Here is an 18,104-nt window from a genome sequence, read left to right as displayed (position 1 = left end):
GTTGATGGTGGTGGTGTGGGAGGACGGCGGGGCGAACCCGCCTCCTACCCGATTTGATGGGGATGGGTGTGGACCGCCGGTGTAGACGATCGGCCGGGGCGGGGAAGACCGCCCTCTACCCCGCCTGGGCGGCGATTTCCATCCCGCTGGTGAAGAACTTCGCGTGGATCGCCCGGACGGCCTCGTCGGCCCGCTCCCGGTCGATCAGGCAGGAGATCTTGATCTCCGACGAGCTGATCATCTGGATGTTGATCCCCCGTTCGGACAGGGCCTGGAACATCGCCGAGGCCACGCCGGCCTTCTCCTTCATCCCGATCCCGACGATGGACACCTTGGCCACGTTTCGGTCGTAAACGACGTCCTTGGCCCCCAGGTCGGCGATGGTCTTCTGGAGGATGACCATGGCCCGGTCGAGGTCATCCTCGCCGAGGGTGAAGGACATGTCGTTGATGTGGTCGCGGCTGACGCTCTGGATGATCATGTCGACGACGATGTTCCCGGCGGCCAGGTCGCCCATGATCCGGAAGGCCACACCGGGGCGGTCGGGCACCTCCAGGATGGCGACCCGGGCGATCTTCTGGTCGCTGGTGACCCCACTGACTTGAAGGACGTCTTCCATCTCCTCGGCCCCCTTGACGATGGTTCCCTCGGCTTCGCTGAAGCTCGACAGGACCGCGAGTTTGACCCCATACTGCTTGGCCAGTTCCACCGAGCGTGGGTGGAGCACCTGGGCGCCCAGGCTGGCCAGTTCGAGCATCTCCTCGTGGGAGATCTGGTCCAGCTTGAAGGCATCCTTGACGACCCGCGGGTCGGCCGTGTAGACCCCGTCCACGTCGGTATAGATCTCGCACCGTTCGGCGCCGAGGGCGGCGGCCAGGGCGACGGCGGTCGTGTCCGAGCCACCGCGGCCGAGGGTGGTGATGTCGTTCTTCTGATTGATGCCCTGGAAACCGGCGACAATGACGATCTTCCCGGCCGACAGCTCCCTGGCGATCCGCTTGGAGTTGACCCTGATGATCCGGGCCTTCTTGTGGGCCTCGTCGGTGTAGATGCCGACCTGCGCCCCGGTGAGGGAGATGACCGGGTGGACGAGGGACTCGATGGCCATCGCCAGAAGGGAGATGGAGATCTGCTCGCCGACGGCTAGGAGCATGTCCAGTTCGCGGTCGGAGGGCGCGGGGTTGATCTTGTGGGCCAGGTCGAGGAGGTGGTCGGTGGTGTCCCCCTGGGCCGAGACGACGACCACCATCTGATGGCCCGCGGCCTTGCCCTTGACCACCCGGCGGGCGACGTGGCGGATCCGTTCTTCGTCGGCGACCGAGGTTCCACCGTATTTCTGCACGAGAATGCTCATCTTGGGCTGGTCCTCACCTTGCTGTGCCGGATTGATGGTGCTGAAGGGGTGCGCAGTGGAAGCTAAGGGGCGGCAGAACTAGCGGGTCGCCGCCGCCGACCGGAAGAATGGCTGGTTGGCCCGCTCTCCGGCGTCGCCGGCCATCCTCAGGAGGCTCTCGACGACGATGCTCCGTTCGCTCAGGGCGCACTCGGTGGCCGCCGCCCGGACGTCCATCTCCCGGGCCGGCCTGGTCACGATGACCACCTCCGAGCGGCCGGAGGGGATGGGCCGGTCGGTCAGGGCTTCCAGGGCCACCCCGGCGGCGGAGAAAACCTTCGACAGCCGGTTCAACGGCCCGAGGGACAGAGGGGCCTCGAGCCGGAGGTAGAACCGGGACACCGATTCCTCCGCCGGGGCCACCGCCTTGTGGCTGAAGCAGGTACACTGGGTTTCCGTCGGGCGGGTCCGCGAACGGACGATCTCCATGATGTCGCCCACCACGGCGCTGGCCGTCGCCCCCCGGCCGGCCCCCGGCCCGGCGAACATGACCTGGCCGACCGGGCGCCCCCTGACCAGCACGGCATTCTGGACCCCGTCGATGAAGGCCAGCGGATTACGCCTGGGGAGCAGGGTGGGGGAGACCGCGGCGAAGATGCGGGCCTCTTCTTGTCTGGCCGTGGCCACGAGCTTGATGACGCAGCCCAGCTCGTCGGCGACCTCCGTATCGCGTCGCGAGACCCGGCGGATGCCCTCGGTCCGGATGACGCCCGGGGTGATCCGGGTGTTGAAGACGATCGAAGCCATGATGGCCAGCTTCCTTGCGGCATCCAGGCCGTCGACGTCGGCCGAGGGGTCGGTCTCGGCGTAGCCCAGGGCCTGGGCCTCGCGGAGGACCTCATTGAAGTCCTTCTTGCGGACGGCCATCTCGGTCAGGATGTAGTTGGTCGTCCCGTTGATGATGGCGCTCACTTCATCGATCTCATTGGCGGCCAGGCACCGCTTGAGGGGGGTGATCAACGGGATGCCCCCGCCCACGCTGGCCTCGAAGAGAAGATGGCAGCGGTTGGCCGCGGCCGCCTCGAAGAGCTCCTGGCCGTGCTCGGAGACGACCTCCTTGTTGGCCGTGACGACGTGCTTCCCGTGGGCCAGTGCGGTCTGGATGTAGGTCAGGGCCGGGATGGTGCCGCCCATGGCCTCAACGACGATGTCGACGTCCGGGGCGGTGACGACCTCGGCCGGGTCGGTGGTCAGGTGGACCAGCTCGGGGGCGATCGCCCGGGCCTTGCCCGTCTCCCGGACCAGGATCGGCCCGATGGTGATGGGTTCGCCGGCCCGGCGGGTGATGTCTTCGCGGTTATTGGTGAGGACTTCGACGACCCCGGTCCCGACGGTGCCGAGGCCCAGTAGTCCGATGAGAGCCATGATCATTCACCCCTATTCCTGTGCGAGGATCTCCACCTTCTGAACTCCGTCCGACTTTTCGAGCCCCCGGAACAACCCCTCGGGACCGCCGCGCAGGTTGGCGGTGCGGACGGAAAGGGTCAGGTTGGCCGTGCCGTGGATGGGGATGTTCTGATTGATGGTCAGGATGTTCCCGCCGGCCCGGGCGATCCGGTCGAGGAGGGAGGAAAGGACGCCGGGGCGGTCTTCCAGGGTCAGCCCGAGGGTGACGATGCGGCCCCGGTTGAACTCATAGAAGGGGAAGATGTGGTCCCTGTACTTGTAGAAGACGCTGCGGCTCATCCCGACCTTCTGGACCGCGTCGTTGACCGTGGCCACCTTCTGCTGCTGGAGCAGCTCTTTGGCCATGATCGTCTTGCGGAGGATCTCCGGCAGAACGGCCGTCTTGATGACGTAGTAGTCGGTGTCCAGGCCCACGGGTGCTCCTCCATGCCAGGTGGACATTTGTCCGTGCATGACAGACATTATAATATCTAGCAGAGGAAAAGGCAATGGGTTGGTGGCAAAAGAGTCAGCCTGTGGCGGTTTTGGCACGAACCAGATGGTTCCAACGCGGCCGGAGGGTCGACCGCCGGGACGATTATTTTGCTTTGGGCGCTGGGATACTAGCTTTGCTGCTAGCGCGGTAAGGAGGTCGGGCCTCATGGAGGATCTCAGAGAGCGTGTTTCCTATCTCGAAGGGTTGGCCGAGGGGCTGAAAGTCACCCAAGACAGCACCGAGGGCAAGGTCCTCGCGGGCGTCCTCAGTGTCCTCGAAGCCGTCGTCGAGGAGATCGAGGACCTCAAGGAGGAGCAGGAGCGCTTCGGCGAGTATCTGGAGGTCGTCGATGAGGACCTATCCAACCTGGAGGACGACTACTACTTCAACGCGGCCGAGGACGACTTCGTCGAGGCCCGGTGCCCCCGCTGCGGGGAGACCGTCCTCTTCGAGAAGTCCCTGACCAACGACGACATGGACGTCGAGATCACCTGCCCCAACTGTGGCGAGGTGGTCTACTCCAACGACGAGGGCCAGCTCGAGATACGCTCCGGGGAAGACGAACTGATCGACGATGACACGGAGGAAGAGTGGTCCCAGATCGAACCCCGGGAGTAGGGGCCGGGGGCTGCGGCTCGGCCGGTTCCGGCCGAACCTGGGCGACCAAACTAAGAACTGATCGCGATGACGACCGGGGGCCCGCCAAATGGCGGGCCTTCCAGTTTTCGTCATAAACCTCTCACGCAGAGCATATCTTCGGGACAGACCCAGGTGGACAGGGGGTGGGGCGCATGGCCGTTTGTTCGGTGACTTCCAGCGACCTCGCCCTGACCCGCCAAGTCCTGCCGCTGCTGGCCGATGGACTGCGCGTGGCCCTGTCCGGGGTCGACTCATCGTTCCTGGCCGGCCTCGAGGAGATCCGGCTCCGTGTGGGCCGGCCCCTGCACCTGGTCGGCACGGCCGGGGAGGTCTTCCTCTCGAACGTGGTGGTCTCGGCCGCCGACTTCCGGTCCACCGTCGAACTGATCACCGGCAGTTCTCTGTACGCCCTCGAGGAGGAACTCAGGAATGGGTACATCACGCTTTCCGGCGGCCACCGGGTTGGGCTGGCCGGGCGGGCGGTGGTCGAGGACGGCCGCGTGCGCACCCTCAAACACCTGGGCGGTCTGGTCATCCGGGTGTCCCGGGAGTTCCCCGGGGCGGGGGCCCGGGTCCTCGAGGTCATCTGGCCGCCCGGGCGCGAACGGCCCTGCAGCGCCCTGGTGGTTTCGCCGCCGCGGGCCGGCAAGACCACCGTCCTCCGCGACCTGGCCCGCTCGATGAGCCTCGGCGGGCCGGGACGCCCCGGTCTCAAGGTGGTCATCGTCGATGAACGTTCCGAGATCGCCGGATGCTTCGAGGGTGTGCCCCAGAAGGACGTCGGGCCTCGGACCGACGTCCTCGACGCTTGCCCCAAGGCGGCCGGCATGATGATGGCTCTGCGCGCCCTCGGGCCCGAGGTCCTGGTGGCCGACGAGGTCGGGCGGCCGGAGGACGCCGAGTCCATCCGCGAGGCCGTCAACGCCGGGGTCACCGTGCTTTGCTCGGCCCATGGCTCATCCCTCGACGAGCTGCGGCGGCGCCCGGCCGTCCGCGAGATCATCGAAAGCGGAGCCTTTGGCCACTATGTCTTCCTCGGACGGCGCCCCCTCCCGGGGACGGTCATCGCCATCCTCGATGGGGAGGGGCACCCATGTTCGCTTTGAAGCTGGCCGGCGGGCTGATCGTCATCGCCGCCGCGACGGCCCTCGGCTTCCTGGCCGCCGCCAACTACGAGCGAAGACCCCGGGAACTGGCCGAGCTCATCTCGGCCCTGGGCCTCTTGGAAACGGAGATCGCCTACGCGGCCACGCCGCTGGCCGAAGCCTTCGGGTCGATCGCGTCCCGGTCGGGCCAGCCGGCCCGGGGAATCGTGGCCGAGGCCCGGCGCTGCCTGACCAGCGGGGAAGGGCGACCGGCCGCCGAAGTCTGGTCGTCGGCCGTCCAGAAGGTCTGGACGGCGACGTCCCTCAAGGCGGCCGACCGGGACATCCTCCTGGACTTCGGGGCCTCCCTGGGGGCCTCCGACCGGGAGGACCAGATCAAGCACATCTGCTTGGCCCGGGAACGCCTGCGCCGGGCCGAGGGCGAGGCCATCGGGGAGGCCGGGCGCCTGGCCAGGCTGTACAAGAACCTCGGGTTCCTGGGCGGGGTGATGGTGGTAATCATCTTGCTCTAGAGCCGCTTCATCCCACGAAGGGAAGGGTGTCCTCGGTGAACATCGACGTCATCTTCAAGATCGCCGGGATCGGGATCATCGCCGCCGTCCTCTATCACGTCCTCGATCAGGCCGGCAGGAAGGAAGCGGGATTCGCGGTCGGTCTCGTCGGGGTGATCATCATCTTCCTCATGGTCATCCAGCTGGTCGCCGACTTCTTCAACTCGGTCAGGACCATGTTCCAGCTATGAGCGCGGGAGTTGAGCCCTTTGGAGATCTTTCAGATCGTGGCCATCGCCATCGTCGGGGCCATGGTCATCGCCGTGGTGCGGCAGTTTCGCAGCGAGGTCGCCCTGCCGCTGACCGTCGTCGTGGCCATCACCATCTTCTTGCTCCTCATCGACCGGCTCGGGCTGGTCTTTGCCACCCTGCGCGACTTGGCCTCGCGGGCCAACTTGAACTTTCTCTACTTCGACACGGTCCTGAAGATCATCGGCATTGCCTACATCGCCGAGTTCGGGGCCCAGGTCTGCCGGGACGCCCAGGAGTCGGCCGTGGCCGGCAAGGTCGAACTGGCCGGCAAGGTCCTGATCATGGTGCTCGCCGTGCCGATCATCGTCGCCATCCTCGAGGTCATCTTGCAGTTGCTGCCCTAACGGTCCTGGGGGCGGCCATCATCTTGGGCCTCCTGGCGTGGGCGGCCGGACCCGTCGCCGCCGCCGCGCCCGTCGACCCGGCCGCCCCATCGCCGCCGGCCCGGGAGCCCGCCATCGAGCGCTCCCAGGAGGACGACCTGAACGCCGTGGACATGGCCGGGGTCCAGCAGATGCTCGACGAACTCAACCGCCAGCTCGGCGAGAACGCCCCGCCCCTCAAGCTCGATGACTTCATCGGCTTCTTCCGCGGCCAGTCGGCCGGTTACGGCTTCGCCAAACTTGGGCGGGGCATCGTCAACTACCTCTTCCGCGAGGTCCTGGCCAACTCGCGCCTCCTCGGGCGGCTGGTCATCCTGGCCGTCCTGGCGGCCCTGCTCCAGAACCTCCAGAGCGCCTTCGAGCGGGAGAGCGTGGGCAAACTCGCCTACTTCGTGGTCTACCTGGTCATGGTGGTCCTGGCGATGGGCGGTTTCGGGGTCGCGGTGACCGCGGCCAAGGGGGTCATCGACGACCTGACCAGCTTCATGTGGGCCCTTCTGCCCGTCCTCATCACCCTCCTGGCCGGCACGGGGGCGGTGACCACCGCCGGGCTCTTCCACCCGGCGATGATCGCCGCCATCAACCTCATCGGCTTCCTCGTCCGCGACGTCATCTTCCCACTGCTCTTTTTCGCCGCGGTGATCGAGATCGTCGGTTCCCTCTCGGACAGCTTCAAGATCTCGAACCTGTCCAATTTCCTGCGTCAGGCCTCCCTGGCCGTCCTCGGCGCCCTCTTCAGCCTGTTCCTCGGGGTCGTCGTCATCGAGGGGGCGGCCGGCTCGGTGGCCGACGGCGTGACCTTGCGGACGGCCAAGTTCATGGCCTCCAGCTTCATCCCGGTCATTGGCAAGATGTTTGGCGACGCCGCCGAGCTGGTCATCGGCGGTTCCCTGGCCCTGAAGAACGCGGTCGGCCTGATGGGGGCGACGGCCGTCCTGGTGATGACGGTCTTTCCGTTGGTCAAGGTGGCCGCGGTGATCGTCGTCTATCGCCTCGCGGCGGTCATCGTCCAACCGGTGGGGGCGGGCCGCGTCGTCGATTGTCTCAACGGCATCGGCAACGCGTTGAACCTCGTGTTCGTCAGCGTCGCCACGGTCGCCCTGATGTTCTTCATCGGCACGACCATGATCCTCCTGGCCGGCAACGCCGCCGTGATGATGAGGTGATCTGGTGGAGATTCTCGAAGGCGTGAAGCTCTGGGTCAGGAACATCGCCGTGGTGATCATCGCCGCCGGCTTCCTCGAGATGGTCCTGCCGCAGGGCGACCTGCAGCGCTTTGCCCGGCTGGTGGTCGGGTTCTTCATCCTCCTGGCGATCATTCAGCCGCTGATCGGGTTCTTTCACCAGCAGGTCGCAGTGGACACGGCCTTTCTGGAGGCGGCGGCGGCCAACTCGCCCGACACCGCGGCCGTCCTGGCCAAGGGCCGAGAGCTGCAGGCCGGTCACGATCGGGCGGCCCTGGACCAGTACCGCCTGGCCCTGGAGCGCCAGGTCACCGCGATCGCGTCGATGACCGGGGCCGAGGCCCGCTCGGTCTCCGTCGACCTCGACGCCGATCCAAAGTCATCGACTTTCGGGGCGGTCAGGTCAATCCGGGTGGTCGCCGCCAGGCCCGCCGCGCCATCCGAGTCGACCGTCGTCGTGCCGGTCGACCCGGTCCAGATCGACTTCGGCGGGCCGGACGCCGCAGCCGCCGCGACCGACGCCGCGACCGGCGAGGTCCCGCCGGCCGACGCCGTCCTCTGCTCGACCCTGGCCAGGACCCTGGCCGGTTACTACGGGCTGGCGCCCGAGGCGGTCCGGGTGACCGCCGGTCAATGAGGGCTTAAGGGGGTGCGACTTTGTTAGACGCCATCGGAAGACTCCTCGGGCTCAAACCGGGTCAGATCAAGGTCTCGGCCCGGCTGCTCCTTCTGCTCCTTCTGGGGCTGGCCCTGATCGTCGCCGGAGGGATCTTTGGGCGACCCAAAGCGAAGACCGAACCGACCGCCGCGGATGCCCCGCCCACGGTCAGTGTGGCGGTGGGCGACAACGACCCGCGCGGCTATGCGGAGTCCGAGAAGGCTTTGGCCGTCGAGATGGAGCGGGTCCTCTCCCAGATCCAGGGGGCCGGACGGGTGACCGTCATCGTCACCCTGGAGAGCGGTCCGGAATACCGCTACGCCCAAAACGAGGACACCACCGAACGGAAGACCGAGGAGAAGGACAAGGGCGGCGGGTCGCGGATCATCACCGAGATCGTGCGCAGCCTTCAACTGGTCCTGACCCGTCAGGGGACGGGGCCGGAGAAGCCCGTCGTCGAGGCCATCGACCGGCCGGCGGTCCGCGGTGTCGTCGTCGTCGCCCCGGGGGCGGCCGACTCCCGGGTGAGGGCCAGTCTCATCGAAGCCGTTCAGACCTACTTGGGTCTGCCCGCTTTTCGCATCCAGGTGGTTCCCAAATCGACCGGGGGGTGATCCGGGATGATCTTTGACCGTCGAGCCCTTCTGAGGTTCACAGCCTTCCTCGTGGTCATCCTCGTCTGTGCCGGGTACGTGGCCATCAAGTGGAACAGCCTGAAGGGCAAAGCCACGCCAGGCAACGACCTCAAGGTCTCGGCCGGGGAGGGCGGCCTATCAGCGGGTGGGCTCGGGTTGGGAGCCGCCGGGACGGGCGGCAGCGGTGCAAACGCGGCCAATCAGGATTTCTTCATCGACTATCGGTTGGACCGCGATCGCGTCCGCAGCCAGCAGATCGATCAACTGCGCGAACTGATGAATAACCCCAAGGCCGACGAGGCGACCCGGCAGCAGGCCGGCCAACGTTGGCTGAAGATGACCGACGAGATGGGCCGCGAGGTCGAGCTCGAGGGGCTCATCCGCTCGAAGGGCTTTGACGACGCGGTGGTCGTGCTCCGCGACAACGCGGCGGTGGTCATCGTCAAGGTCAAGGAGTTGACCCAGGTCGAGGTGGCCCGCATCGCCGACCTCGTGGCCAAGGTCGGGGGGGTCAAGGCGGAGAACGTCAACATCGTCCCGAAGACAAAGTGAGCGCGGCTTGGGTCCGGCCGGGGGGCGATGAGGCCGGGCCGGACAAAAAAAGGCCGGCAGCTGTCGACGCTGCCGGCTTGCTCATGCCTATGGGCGGCCAGACTAGTTCAGGATGTAGACCTTGATGTTCTGGATCCCGAAGTCCAGAACCTCCTTCTTGCTCGCCTCCATGTAGATGTCGATCCGGTTGCCCTTGATGGCTCCGCCGGTATCGGTGGCGATCCCGACGAAACCGCCGGAAGGGAGGTTCGGGTTTCTGTACCCGGTCACGAAGACCTTGGAACCGAGGGGAATGATCCGCGGATCGACGGCGATCATGCCGGGGCGGAGGGCGAGGCCCTTCCAGGCCGCGACCGGGCCCCAGCGGCCGTTCGATTCCCAAGTTGCGTCATAGGCTGTGGCCTTGACGTTAAGGACGCCTCGGTAGGTTCTTGACCCGCCGGGGGTCTGGACGACGCCCCCGCCACGGGACACTCCGCTCGGGGCGTTGGCCGCCCTGCCGCTGCGACCCAGGGCCACGTCAATGGCGCGATCCGTCTGGGGGCCGACGATGCCATCCACGACCAGCCCGTGACCGTCCTGGAACGTCCTGACCCGGGTCTGGGTGATTCGGCCGAAGATGCCGTCGGCGGCTAGGTCGCAGCCGAGGTTTTGGAGGTCGACCTGGACCTGTCGGACGTCGCTGCCCGAGTCGCCCCGCTGGAGAAGGCGGGACAGGCCGGCCGCCTGCGTCTTGAGCGGGCTGGCCACAAGCAATGCCAGCACCAGGAGACAGCCCAAGATGACAAACGTCTTGCGGTCTTTCATCTTCTCGACCCCTTTCCTTTTGCTTGCCGCCGAGGTTAGTTGACGGGTTCGGACTGGGGAATAACAGCCCGCGCCGGCGCCGACCAAGGGGCTTGTCCCAATGACGGGCAGGCCCGAACGAGCCTGGCCCCTCTTGGGCAGGCCGGGTCGGCGGCAGCGGTTCACCCCTACCGCCTCTGATGGACGGTTCTGGTTCCCCCGGTCCGCGCTTTCCAATGCGGCGCGGATTAGGCTGTGAACAAGTTAACATAAATAGCGAACTACTGTCAACGGCAGGAACTGCCTCTGCAGGAATTCAAACCGCCAGGGAGAAGATAAAGCAATCAGCCTTGCGTCTTCCCAAGCCAACACCCTAATCAGGCAGACCTGGGCCACCGGCCGCCGGCGAAAGTTATATTCTGGCAGGTTCGGTATAAGCATAGTGGGAGAACGAGCTAGGAGGTGGCACGCTTGGACCGGCCGGAAGCCATCAATCGATTCGACGGCGGTGACGACGGATCCAACATCCGAATCGCCGACGACGTCGTCGGAATCATTGCGGGCATTGCGGCTACGGAGGTTGAAGGCGTGGCCGGGATGAGCGGTGGGATCGTCGGCGGGATCACCGAGATGCTCGGCAAGCGGAACCTCTCCAAGGGTGTGCGGGTCGAGGTCGGGGAGAAGGAAGCCGCCGTCGACCTCTACATCGTCATCGAATACGGCGTGCGGATCCCGGACGTCGCCCAAAGGGTGCAAGAGAATGTCAAGAAGGCCGTCGAGAGTATGACCGGTCTTGACGTCGTCGAGTGCAACGTCCACATCCACGGGGTAGCCTTCCATAACGAGAAGGAGACCACCGAAAGGGTGCGCTGATCCGCGGGCGGAGCCGCTGTCCGCGGCCTTTTTGGGGCTCCGGCAGGACAAGCCTTTGGGAGGGAGCTTTTGTTAAATGGGGATCTTCGATCGGATCATCCTGACTGTCTTCACCTTCGGGATGGCTTTCTTGTCGCTAATCTTCGTGGCGATGTCCGCGGGCGGCTGGGCCGAGCCGCTGAAAGTCACCCAGAAGGCCTTGGCCGATCCCAACGGCCGTTGGACCATCGGCGTCCTGGCCGCCCTGTTCTTCGTCGTCGCCGTGCGTTTCATCTACTACGGCTTCTCCCGCCAGAACCCGCTGGAGACCGTCGTCCACGAGACCTCCCTGGGCGAGGTCCGGGTCTCTCTCAGGGCCGTCGAGAACCTGGTCAAGAAGGTCACTCGGCAAGTCAAGGGAGTCAGGGATGTCAAGGCCTGGGTCTATGCCCTGCAGGGCGGGGTCGGAGTCAGGCTGAGGGTCTGGGTCAGCCCTGAATCCAACATTCCCGAGGTCTCGGAGCAGATCCAAAAATCCGCCCGGAGTTACGTCAAGAACGTCGTCGGGGTGGAAGCCAACGAGGTCCGGCTCTTCGTGGAGAACATCACCAATGAGGTCCGGAAGGGTCGAGTGGAATGAGCCAAGAGGGCCAGAAGCAGGAAGGGTCAGTCTGGGAACGGCTCTTCAAGGAGCTCTTCGAGAACCACCGCGGGAAAACCGTGGGCTCGCTGATTGGCCTGGCCATCAGCTTGTCCATCTATAAGCTCGGCTTTCTGTGGACCATCTTTATCGCCATCTGTGTCTTCGTCGGCTATCAGATCGGCCGCAAGATGGATGAGGACAAGGAAGGCCTGATCGACATCCTCGACCGGCTCCTGCCGCCCGGAGGCCGCGAACGCTAGGGACACCCGGGAGGGCACCTTCGGCGACGGCGGCTGAAGCCCGGCTTTGAGCAAACTATCGACGAGCGACACCGCCCCGGCGGCCTAGCGCAGCCGGGGATTTTGCGAGGAGGCATCGTTCTATGAGCCGGAGGGCCACCCGAGAATTGGCCCTTAAGGTCCTGTTTCAGGTCGACGTCGGTCGGGCCGATCCGGCTCGGGCCCTCGACTATACGGCTGAGCTCCAGCGACTGATGGGTGATGGGGAAGAAGAGGCTGCCCGGACCGGCCACACCGGCCGTGGCGGCCACACCGGCCACACCGGCGGGCTGGGCGTCAGCGCCGACCTGACCCCCGAGGACGTGGCCTTTGCCGGCGAACTCGTCCGCGGCGCCCTGGACCACCTACCGGAGATCGATCAGATCATCGTCGACCACGCCCGGGAATGGCGGATCGAGCGGATGGCCAACATCGACCGAAATGTCTTGCGTCTGGCCCTTTACGAGATGGCTCACCGGCCTGACATCCCGGTCTCGGTCTCCATCAATGAGGCGGTCGAACTGGCCAAGAAATTCGGGACCGGGGAGTCGGGACGCTTCGTCAACGGCATCCTCGGCAACGCCGCTCGGCTCTTGAAGCGCGACGAGTAGCCGGGGAGAGTCGGCGGGCGCGGGGAAAGGGCGGGGTGAACCCATGAGCGAGCGGGCCATCCTCGGTCTGGATACCAGCTACTACACGACGTCGGTGGCCCTGGTCCGGGCGGGGGGAGATCTTGCCCCGCTGGCCGAGGCCCGCCGCCCCGTGTCGGTCCCCTCCGGGGGGCGTGGCTTGGCTCAGTCGGAGGCGGTCTTCCGGCACCTCCTGGCCCTGCCCGAGGTCCTCGACGAGGTCCTCGGCGAGGCCCGGGCCAAAGGCCGTGAGCCCTTCCGCCTGGCGGCCGTGGCCGCCAGCGTCGCCCCGCGTCCGGAAATGGGATCGTACATGCCGGTCTTCAAGGTCGCCGAGGGCTTCGGCCGGACCCTGGCCGCGGCCCTCGGCCTTCCCTTGATTCCGGTGACCCACCAAGAGGGTCACCTCAGGGCCGGCCTGGAGACCTCGGAAGCCGGGGCGGTCCTCGGCGCCGGACTCCGTCTGCTGGCCGTGCACCTCTCCGGCGGGACCAGTGAGCTCTTGATCCTCGAACCCGCCCAGGCCGTCCGGGCGAGGGGTAGGTCCGGGCGCCCGCGACCCCTTTTCGACGTCATCCTCACCGGCGGGACCATCGACCTCCACGCCGGCCAGTTCCTGGACCACCTCGGAGTGCACATGGGACTGCCCTTCCCGGCGGGATCGCACCTCGAAAGGCTGGCCAAGGAGGGGCGGCCGGACGCGGTCACCCTGCCGGTGGCCGCCGGCCTGCGCGACGGGCGCTTCTACTTCAGCCTGTCGGGGCCCCTATCGGCGGCTTACCGGGCCCTGGGGGGTGGGGCGGCGGCAGCCGACGTGGCCTGGGCGGCCCAACGGGCGCTGGCCAAGGCCCTTGAGAAGATGATCCGGCCCGCGGTCGAGAGCACCGGGATCAAGGACGTCCTCGTCGTCGGCGGGGTGGCTTCCAACGCCTATCTGCGTGAACGCCTCGGTGAACGACTGGGCCACCGCGCCGTCGGGGCCCGACTCTATTTTCCCGACGGCCGGCTGTGCACCGATAACGCCGTCGGCGTGGCCTGGCAAGGGGCGGCCCTCTGGCCCAGGCATCGACGCTCGAGGACGCAGTGAAATGCCAGGCTTTAGGGGCCGACGAACGGCGGCAATCATGATAGGATAAAAACTGTTGGGTCCTGAAAAGGATGAAGGCAGTAGTGCCAAGAATCACTACTGGTCCCCTTTTACAAACGACCAGACAGGAGAGACCGGAATGTTCAAGATCGTCAAGAAACGGATCCTGACCCCAGTGACCAAGCTCTTCGAAGTCGATGCCGCCCTGGTGGCCAAGAAGGCGCAGCCGGGTCAGTTCGTCGTGGTGAGGGTGACGGAGAAGGGCGAACGCATCCCGCTCACCGTCGCCGCCACTGACCCGGGTCGCGGGACGGTGACCATCGTCGTCCAGGAAGTCGGCAAGACCAGCAGCATGTTGGGAAGACTCGAGGAAGGGCAGGATCTTCTGGACTTCGCCGGCCCCCTCGGCAAGCCCGCGCCGTTGCTCGATTCGGGTCACGTCGTCGTCGTCGGTGGAGGCTTCGGCGTCGCCCCGATCCTACCCATCGCCAAGGCTCTCAAGAGCCGAGGGGTCAAGGTGACCGGGATCGTCGGCGCCAGGACCAAGGACCTCCTGATCCTCCGGGACGAGCTGGCCGAGTCGTGCGGCGAAGTCCTGGTGGCCACGGACGACGGCAGCTTGGGCACCAAGGGCCTGGTCACCGACGTCCTCAAGAAGGAACTAATCGACCAGGGCGTCAAGATCGACCAGGTCATCGCCATCGGCCCGATGGTCATGATGCGGGCGGTGGCCGAGGCGACCCGGCCATATAACCTCAAGACCCTGGTCAGCTTGGACCCGATCATGGTCGATGGGACCGGGATGTGCGGCGCCTGCCGCTGCACGGTCGAGGGGAAGACCCGCTTCGCCTGCGTCGACGGCCCCATCTTCGACGCCCACAAGGTCGACTTCGACGAGGCCGTCCGGCGCGGCAAGATGTACGCGGCCGAGCAGAGGGTGGCCTTTGATCGCTACAAGGCGGAGGTGGCCAAGTAATGCCGATCAAGCCGAGAACCTCGATGCCGACCCAGGAGGCCGAGGCGCGCAAGCGCAACTTCAATGAAGTCGCCCTGGGCTATCGGGAAGAGGACGCCATCGCCGAAGCGGCCCGCTGCCTGCAATGCAAGGACGCGCCCTGTCAGAAGGGCTGCCCCGTCGGCGTGCAGATCAAGGACTTCATCAAAGCGGCCAAGACGGGTGATTGGGCGGCCGCCTACGACAAGATCAAGGAAACCAACTCCCTGCCGGCCGTCTGCGGGCGCGTCTGCCCGCAGGAGGAGCAGTGCGAGAAGCTCTGCCTGCTGGGCAAGAAGGGTCAGCCCGAAGCCATCGGCCGGCTGGAGCGCTACGCCTCCGACATGGCCATGAAGCGGGGCGTCAACGTGCAGAAGCCCGGCGACGGGGCTCCGGGGAAGGGCCGCAAGGTGGCCATCGTCGGCTCCGGCCCGGCCGGCCTGACGGCCGCCGGAGACCTGGCCAAGCTGGGCTACTCCGTGACCATCTTCGAGGCCCTCCACGCGTCGGGCGGGGTCCTCATCTACGGCATCCCCGAATTCCGTCTCCCCAAGGCCATCGTCGCCGAGGAGGTCGACCTTCTGAAGAAGCTCGGCGTCGAGGTCCGCACCGACGTCATTATCGGCCGGACGGTCACCGTCGACGAGGTCTTCGCCATGGGCTACGAAGCCGTCTTCCTCGGTACCGGGGCCGGTCTGCCGAAGTTCATGGGCATCCCCGGGGAGAACCTCAATGGCATCTACTCGGCCAACGAGTACCTGACCCGGACCAACCTGATGAAGGCCTACAGATTCCCCGATTACGACACACCGATCAAGATGGGGAAGAAGGTCGCCGTCATCGGGGCCGGCAACGTGGCCATGGACTCGGTCCGTTCAGCCCTGCGCCACGGGGCCGATGAGGCCTTTGTCGTCTACCGCCGGACGGAGAAAGAGATGACCGCCAGGGCCGAGGAGTTCGAGCACGCCATCGAGGAAGGGGTCAAGTTCCATTTCCTGACCAACCCGGTCAAGTTCCTCGGCGACGAGACCGGCTGGGTCAAGGGGATGGAGGTCCAGAAGATGGAACTGGGTGAGCCCGACGCCAGCGGTCGGGCGCGACCGGTGCCCATCCCCAACTCGAACTACGTCATGGAGTGCGACACCGTCGTCGTCGCCCTCGGGACCAGCCCGAACCCGCTCCTCTCCAGCACCACCCCGGGGCTGAAGACGAAGGAATGGGGCGGCCTGATCGTCGAGGAGGAGACCGGCAAGACGACCCGCGACGCCGTTTACGCCGGCGGCGATGCGGTCACCGGTTCGGCCACCGTCATCCTGGCCATGGGCGCCGGCAAGAAGGCGGCCAAGGCCATCCACGAGGACCTCCAGGAGCGGGCGAAGAAGGCCTGAGCCACGGAAAGGCCAGCTTTGGACGAACGTGACGAGAAGGGCCGCCGCGTTGAGCGACGGCCCTTCGTGCATCGGTCCGCGCGCTGAGGTCCAGGCCCGCGGCGAAGCGCGGCCGGCAGGCTCGGAGAAAGGTGCGATCGACCATGGAGAGAGTGCCGACGCCGTTCAAACCGAGGGAAGATGTCGGCCGATCGGCCAGGACCCATCGGGGTCGGCGTGCCCGTAAGGGCTTGCCGGCGGCCTGGCTGATCGTCGCCGGGTTGGTCTTGGCCGCGGCGACCTTCGTCTTCCTGACCGACGTCGGTTGGTCGTCGATCGGCCGGTTGACCGGCCTGGCCTCGCCCATCGACCGACTGAACCCCTTCGAGCCACGGGTCGAGGTGGAGAAGGTCGCCATCCCCCACGACCAGGACGGGGACGGGCTCCTGGATCTTGACGACATGGTCGCCGGGGCCCGGGAATACGTCCAGTCCAAGCCGCAGTATCGGGACGCCTATTATGCGGGCGGCTACCCGCCCGAGGATGAGGGCGTCTGCACCGACGTGATCTGGAAGGCTCTCAAGGCGGCGGGTTACGATTTCAAGGCCATCCTTGACGCGGACATCAAGGCTCACCCCGGCGACTACCCCCGGGTGGGTGGCCGGCCCGACCCCAACATCGACTTCCGGCGCGTCCAGAACCTGGCCGTGTTCTTCAGCAAGCGGGCGACCAGTCTGACGCGGGAGGTCATCCCGGGGGACAGGGAAAACCTGAAGCAATGGCAGGGAGGGGATATCGTCATCTTCGGGCGGTCTTTGGACCACATCGGAATCGTTTCCGACCGGCGTCGAAAGGATGGGGTCCCGCTTCTCGTCCACAACGCCGGGCCCTGGGGGACTGAGGACGATTCCCTGATCACCTGGCCGACGGGAATCAGGTACCACTTCCGGTTTCCCCGAGCGGATGCGGATCAGGGATAGGTTGCCGCCGCCGTCGAACCGTCAGCCGACCCGCGGGGGGATCCCGAACACCGGGACCAGAAGGGTGACGTTCCTTTTGGCGATGACTCGGGCGGCCAAGAGCACGTAGCAGCAAAGGGCAATGGTCGGCGAGGTCAGGGCGAAGACGTAGGCCGTCCCCGCCGAGCGGCGACCGGATGGACTCGTGGATGGAGCGCCGACAACCACCCCTGGGGCCCCCGCGCCGTCAACATTCGACGCGTTGGCCAGGGACCAACCGAACTCATCGCCGGCCGCCGCGCCATCCAACCGCTGAAGGACCAGGCCGGTCCGCCCGGACATGACAAAGACGCTTCCAGCCCAGGTGCGGCCAGCGGGGCTGGCTGAGGGGGCGCCGACGGCGAAATCGGAAAAGCCATCGGCGTCGAGGTCCACGGTCCCCAGGACGGACACGCCCATCTCCCCGCCGGGCGTCGCCGCGTCGGCCCTCAGCAGCGGGGCTCCGGTGCGGCCGGAGAAGACGAAGACGCTTCCGGCGTCGGACCTTCCACCGGGGGACGCCGATGGGGCCCCGACGACCAAATCGGAGGTTCCGTCCCCATCGATATCGTGGACCGCGGCCAAGGAGAAGCCAAGCTCATCGGCCTGCTCCGGGCCATCCACCCGATAGAGCGCCCCGCCGGTCGCCCCGGAAAAGACCAGGACGCTGCCCGCGTCCGTCCTGCCGCCGGGCGAGGCCGATGGGGCACCGGCGACGATGTCGGGGACCGCATCCCCATTGAGGTCGACTCCTCCCAGGACGGAAAAGCCCAGGGCATCGCCAGGGCTCGGGCCGTCGAATCGGTACAACAGTGAGCCATCAAGGCCACTGAAGACGAAGACGCTTCCAGCGAACGACCTTCCCCCGGGGGCGGTCGACGGCGCGCCCACGATGACATCGGGCGTGCCGTCGCTGTTTACGTCCCCGGCCGCCGCCACCGACCAGCCGAACTGGTCTCCAGCATTGGCGCCGTCGAATCGGCGGATGATCGAGCCGTCGAGACCGGAGATGATGAACGCGCTTCCGGCCAGGAACCGGCCGGCCGGCGCCGCCGACGGGGCCCCCACGATGTAATCCGGCACGCCGTCCCCGTTGACGTCGCCAATCAACGCCAGGGAGAACGCGCGTTCCTCCTCGGCGGCGGTCCCGTCCACGCGCTGAAGCACTGAGCCGTCGCTCGCCAAGGCGACGAACAGGCTCCCGGCGTCGGTCACCCCACCCGGTCCGGCCGATG

22 protein-coding genes and 1 riboswitch are annotated in these 18,104 nt (G+C 66.5%); of the genes, 17 read left to right on the top strand and 5 right to left on the bottom strand.

The genetic code is table 11. The features are described from left to right. Positions 1-115 precede the first annotated feature (115 nt). The 3 genes from VGL40_05760 to VGL40_05750 all read right to left on the bottom strand — a co-directional run bounded on the left by VGL40_05760 (position 116) and on the right by VGL40_05750 (position 3,214). Positions 116-1,354, bottom strand: a complete 1,239-nt coding sequence (locus tag VGL40_05760) for an aspartate kinase (GenBank protein HEY3314776.1) — start codon at positions 1,352-1,354, stop codon at positions 116-118. A gap of 78 nt (positions 1,355-1,432) precedes the next feature. Further along, positions 1,433-2,758, bottom strand: coding sequence for a homoserine dehydrogenase (locus tag VGL40_05755; protein HEY3314775.1), 1,326 nt, complete (start codon positions 2,756-2,758; stop codon positions 1,433-1,435). Positions 2,759-2,770: 12 nt separating this feature from the next. Further along, positions 2,771-3,214 carry an ACT domain-containing protein gene (locus VGL40_05750; protein ID HEY3314774.1) on the bottom strand — a complete coding sequence of 148 codons (444 nt, stop codon included), beginning with the start codon at positions 3,212-3,214 and terminating at the stop codon, positions 2,771-2,773. A 226-nt stretch (positions 3,215-3,440) separates the two neighbouring features. On the opposite strand from VGL40_05750, the gene VGL40_05745 reads away from it, so the two are divergent. The 9 genes from VGL40_05745 (at position 3,441) to VGL40_05705 (ending at position 9,235) form a co-directional block, all read left to right on the top strand. After that, positions 3,441-3,893: an AraC family transcriptional regulator gene (locus VGL40_05745; protein ID HEY3314773.1), complete on the top strand. Its 453-nt coding sequence runs from the start codon at positions 3,441-3,443 to the stop codon at positions 3,891-3,893. 173 nt (positions 3,894-4,066) lie between these two features. Continuing rightward, positions 4,067-5,020 (top strand): stage III sporulation protein AA, encoded by a 954-nt coding sequence (spoIIIAA, locus tag VGL40_05740; protein HEY3314772.1) that lies wholly within the window; start codon positions 4,067-4,069, stop codon positions 5,018-5,020. Then, entirely contained in the window at positions 5,008-5,532 is a 525-nt protein-coding gene (gene spoIIIAB / locus VGL40_05735) for a stage III sporulation protein SpoIIIAB (GenBank protein ID HEY3314771.1), read from the top strand. The genes spoIIIAA and spoIIIAB overlap by 13 nt, the downstream gene beginning before the upstream one ends. A gap of 35 nt (positions 5,533-5,567) precedes the next feature. After that, positions 5,568-5,762 (top strand): stage III sporulation protein AC, encoded by a 195-nt coding sequence (gene spoIIIAC, locus VGL40_05730; GenBank protein HEY3314770.1) that lies wholly within the window; start codon positions 5,568-5,570, stop codon positions 5,760-5,762. A gap of 18 nt (positions 5,763-5,780) precedes the next feature. Then, positions 5,781-6,167, top strand: a complete 387-nt coding sequence (gene spoIIIAD, locus VGL40_05725) for a stage III sporulation protein AD (protein HEY3314769.1) — start codon at positions 5,781-5,783, stop codon at positions 6,165-6,167. A 23-nt stretch (positions 6,168-6,190) separates the two neighbouring features. After that, positions 6,191-7,372 carry a stage III sporulation protein AE gene (gene spoIIIAE / locus VGL40_05720; GenBank protein ID HEY3314768.1) on the top strand — a complete coding sequence of 394 codons (1,182 nt, stop codon included), beginning with the start codon at positions 6,191-6,193 and terminating at the stop codon, positions 7,370-7,372. A 4-nt stretch (positions 7,373-7,376) separates the two neighbouring features. Then, complete coding sequence (gene spoIIIAF, locus VGL40_05715) at positions 7,377-8,027, top strand: stage III sporulation protein AF (protein ID HEY3314767.1); 651 nt, start codon at positions 7,377-7,379, stop codon at positions 8,025-8,027. 20 nt (positions 8,028-8,047) lie between these two features. Next, a complete protein-coding gene (locus tag VGL40_05710) occupies positions 8,048-8,662 on the top strand; it encodes a stage III sporulation protein AG (protein HEY3314766.1) in 615 nt (204 codons plus the stop codon). A 6-nt stretch (positions 8,663-8,668) separates the two neighbouring features. After that, on the top strand, positions 8,669-9,235 hold the full coding sequence (locus VGL40_05705; protein HEY3314765.1) for a SpoIIIAH-like family protein: 567 nt from the start codon (positions 8,669-8,671) through the stop codon (positions 9,233-9,235). 102 nt (positions 9,236-9,337) lie between these two features. Here the strand turns inward: VGL40_05705 and VGL40_05700 are convergent, their stop codons facing one another. Continuing rightward, positions 9,338-10,042, bottom strand: a complete 705-nt coding sequence (locus VGL40_05700) for a 3D domain-containing protein (protein HEY3314764.1) — start codon at positions 10,040-10,042, stop codon at positions 9,338-9,340. Between the two features lie 9 nt (positions 10,043-10,051). Beyond that, positions 10,052-10,286, bottom strand: a riboswitch (cyclic di-AMP (ydaO/yuaA leader). 206 nt (positions 10,287-10,492) lie between these two features. On the opposite strand from VGL40_05700, the gene VGL40_05695 reads away from it, so the two are divergent. From VGL40_05695 to VGL40_05660, 8 genes are all read left to right on the top strand, one after another. Further along, positions 10,493-10,894, top strand: a complete 402-nt coding sequence (locus VGL40_05695) for an Asp23/Gls24 family envelope stress response protein (GenBank protein HEY3314763.1) — start codon at positions 10,493-10,495, stop codon at positions 10,892-10,894. 76 nt (positions 10,895-10,970) lie between these two features. Continuing rightward, entirely contained in the window at positions 10,971-11,513 is a 543-nt protein-coding gene (gene amaP, locus VGL40_05690; GenBank protein HEY3314762.1) for an alkaline shock response membrane anchor protein AmaP, read from the top strand. Continuing rightward, the gene (locus VGL40_05685; GenBank protein ID HEY3314761.1) at positions 11,510-11,776 is read left to right on the top strand and encodes a DUF2273 domain-containing protein; all 267 of its coding nucleotides are present in this window, start codon (positions 11,510-11,512) and stop codon (positions 11,774-11,776) included. Before amaP ends, VGL40_05685 begins: the two co-directional genes overlap by 4 nt. A 122-nt stretch (positions 11,777-11,898) precedes the next feature. Then, the gene (gene nusB, locus VGL40_05680; protein HEY3314760.1) at positions 11,899-12,405 is read left to right on the top strand and encodes a transcription antitermination factor NusB; all 507 of its coding nucleotides are present in this window, start codon (positions 11,899-11,901) and stop codon (positions 12,403-12,405) included. A 43-nt stretch (positions 12,406-12,448) separates the two neighbouring features. Next, positions 12,449-13,510 carry an O-sialoglycoprotein endopeptidase gene (locus VGL40_05675; protein HEY3314759.1) on the top strand — a complete coding sequence of 354 codons (1,062 nt, stop codon included), beginning with the start codon at positions 12,449-12,451 and terminating at the stop codon, positions 13,508-13,510. A gap of 139 nt (positions 13,511-13,649) precedes the next feature. Then, positions 13,650-14,486 carry a sulfide/dihydroorotate dehydrogenase-like FAD/NAD-binding protein gene (locus VGL40_05670; protein ID HEY3314758.1) on the top strand — a complete coding sequence of 279 codons (837 nt, stop codon included), beginning with the start codon at positions 13,650-13,652 and terminating at the stop codon, positions 14,484-14,486. Next, a complete protein-coding gene (gene gltA, locus VGL40_05665; GenBank protein ID HEY3314757.1) occupies positions 14,486-15,892 on the top strand; it encodes an NADPH-dependent glutamate synthase in 1,407 nt (468 codons plus the stop codon). Before VGL40_05670 ends, gltA begins: the two co-directional genes overlap by 1 nt. A gap of 143 nt (positions 15,893-16,035) precedes the next feature. Further along, complete coding sequence (locus tag VGL40_05660) at positions 16,036-16,851, top strand: DUF1287 domain-containing protein (GenBank protein HEY3314756.1); 816 nt, start codon at positions 16,036-16,038, stop codon at positions 16,849-16,851. A gap of 21 nt (positions 16,852-16,872) precedes the next feature. Here VGL40_05660 and VGL40_05655 read toward each other — a convergent pair. Next, positions 16,873-18,104 (bottom strand): integrin alpha (locus tag VGL40_05655; protein ID HEY3314755.1); only part of this gene is annotated, 1,232 nt, incomplete at its 5' end.

It is taken from the genome of Bacillota bacterium (genome assembly GCA_036504675.1).
Lineage (GTDB): Bacteria > Bacillota > Sulfobacillia > JAJYWN01 > JAJZPE01 > DASXUT01.
The sequence above is the reverse complement of the archived record's forward strand: the minus strand, read 5'-3'. Positions and strand labels throughout refer to the sequence as shown.

Bases quoted from the DNA above. Each gene is read 5' to 3' on its own strand.
- VGL40_05760 (HEY3314776.1), bottom strand. From the start codon at position 1,354: ATGAGCATTCTCGTGCAGAAATACGGTGGAACCTCGGTCGCCGACGAA.
- VGL40_05755 (HEY3314775.1), bottom strand. From the start codon at position 2,758: ATGGCTCTCATCGGACTACTGGGCCTCGGCACCGTCGGGACCGGGGTC.
- VGL40_05745 (HEY3314773.1), top strand. From the start codon at position 3,441: ATGGAGGATCTCAGAGAGCGTGTTTCCTATCTCGAAGGGTTGGCCGAG.
- spoIIIAA (HEY3314772.1), top strand. From the start codon at position 4,067: ATGGCCGTTTGTTCGGTGACTTCCAGCGACCTCGCCCTGACCCGCCAA.
- spoIIIAB (HEY3314771.1), top strand. From the start codon at position 5,008: ATGTTCGCTTTGAAGCTGGCCGGCGGGCTGATCGTCATCGCCGCCGCG.
- VGL40_05705 (HEY3314765.1), top strand. From the start codon at position 8,669: ATGATCTTTGACCGTCGAGCCCTTCTGAGGTTCACAGCCTTCCTCGTG.
- VGL40_05700 (HEY3314764.1), bottom strand. From the start codon at position 10,042: ATGAAAGACCGCAAGACGTTTGTCATCTTGGGCTGTCTCCTGGTGCTG.
- amaP (HEY3314762.1), top strand. From the start codon at position 10,971: ATGGGGATCTTCGATCGGATCATCCTGACTGTCTTCACCTTCGGGATG.
- VGL40_05685 (HEY3314761.1), top strand. From the start codon at position 11,510: ATGAGCCAAGAGGGCCAGAAGCAGGAAGGGTCAGTCTGGGAACGGCTC.
- nusB (HEY3314760.1), top strand. From the start codon at position 11,899: ATGAGCCGGAGGGCCACCCGAGAATTGGCCCTTAAGGTCCTGTTTCAG.
- VGL40_05675 (HEY3314759.1), top strand. From the start codon at position 12,449: ATGAGCGAGCGGGCCATCCTCGGTCTGGATACCAGCTACTACACGACG.
- VGL40_05670 (HEY3314758.1), top strand. From the start codon at position 13,650: ATGTTCAAGATCGTCAAGAAACGGATCCTGACCCCAGTGACCAAGCTC.
- gltA (HEY3314757.1), top strand. From the start codon at position 14,486: ATGCCGATCAAGCCGAGAACCTCGATGCCGACCCAGGAGGCCGAGGCG.
- VGL40_05660 (HEY3314756.1), top strand. From the start codon at position 16,036: ATGGAGAGAGTGCCGACGCCGTTCAAACCGAGGGAAGATGTCGGCCGA.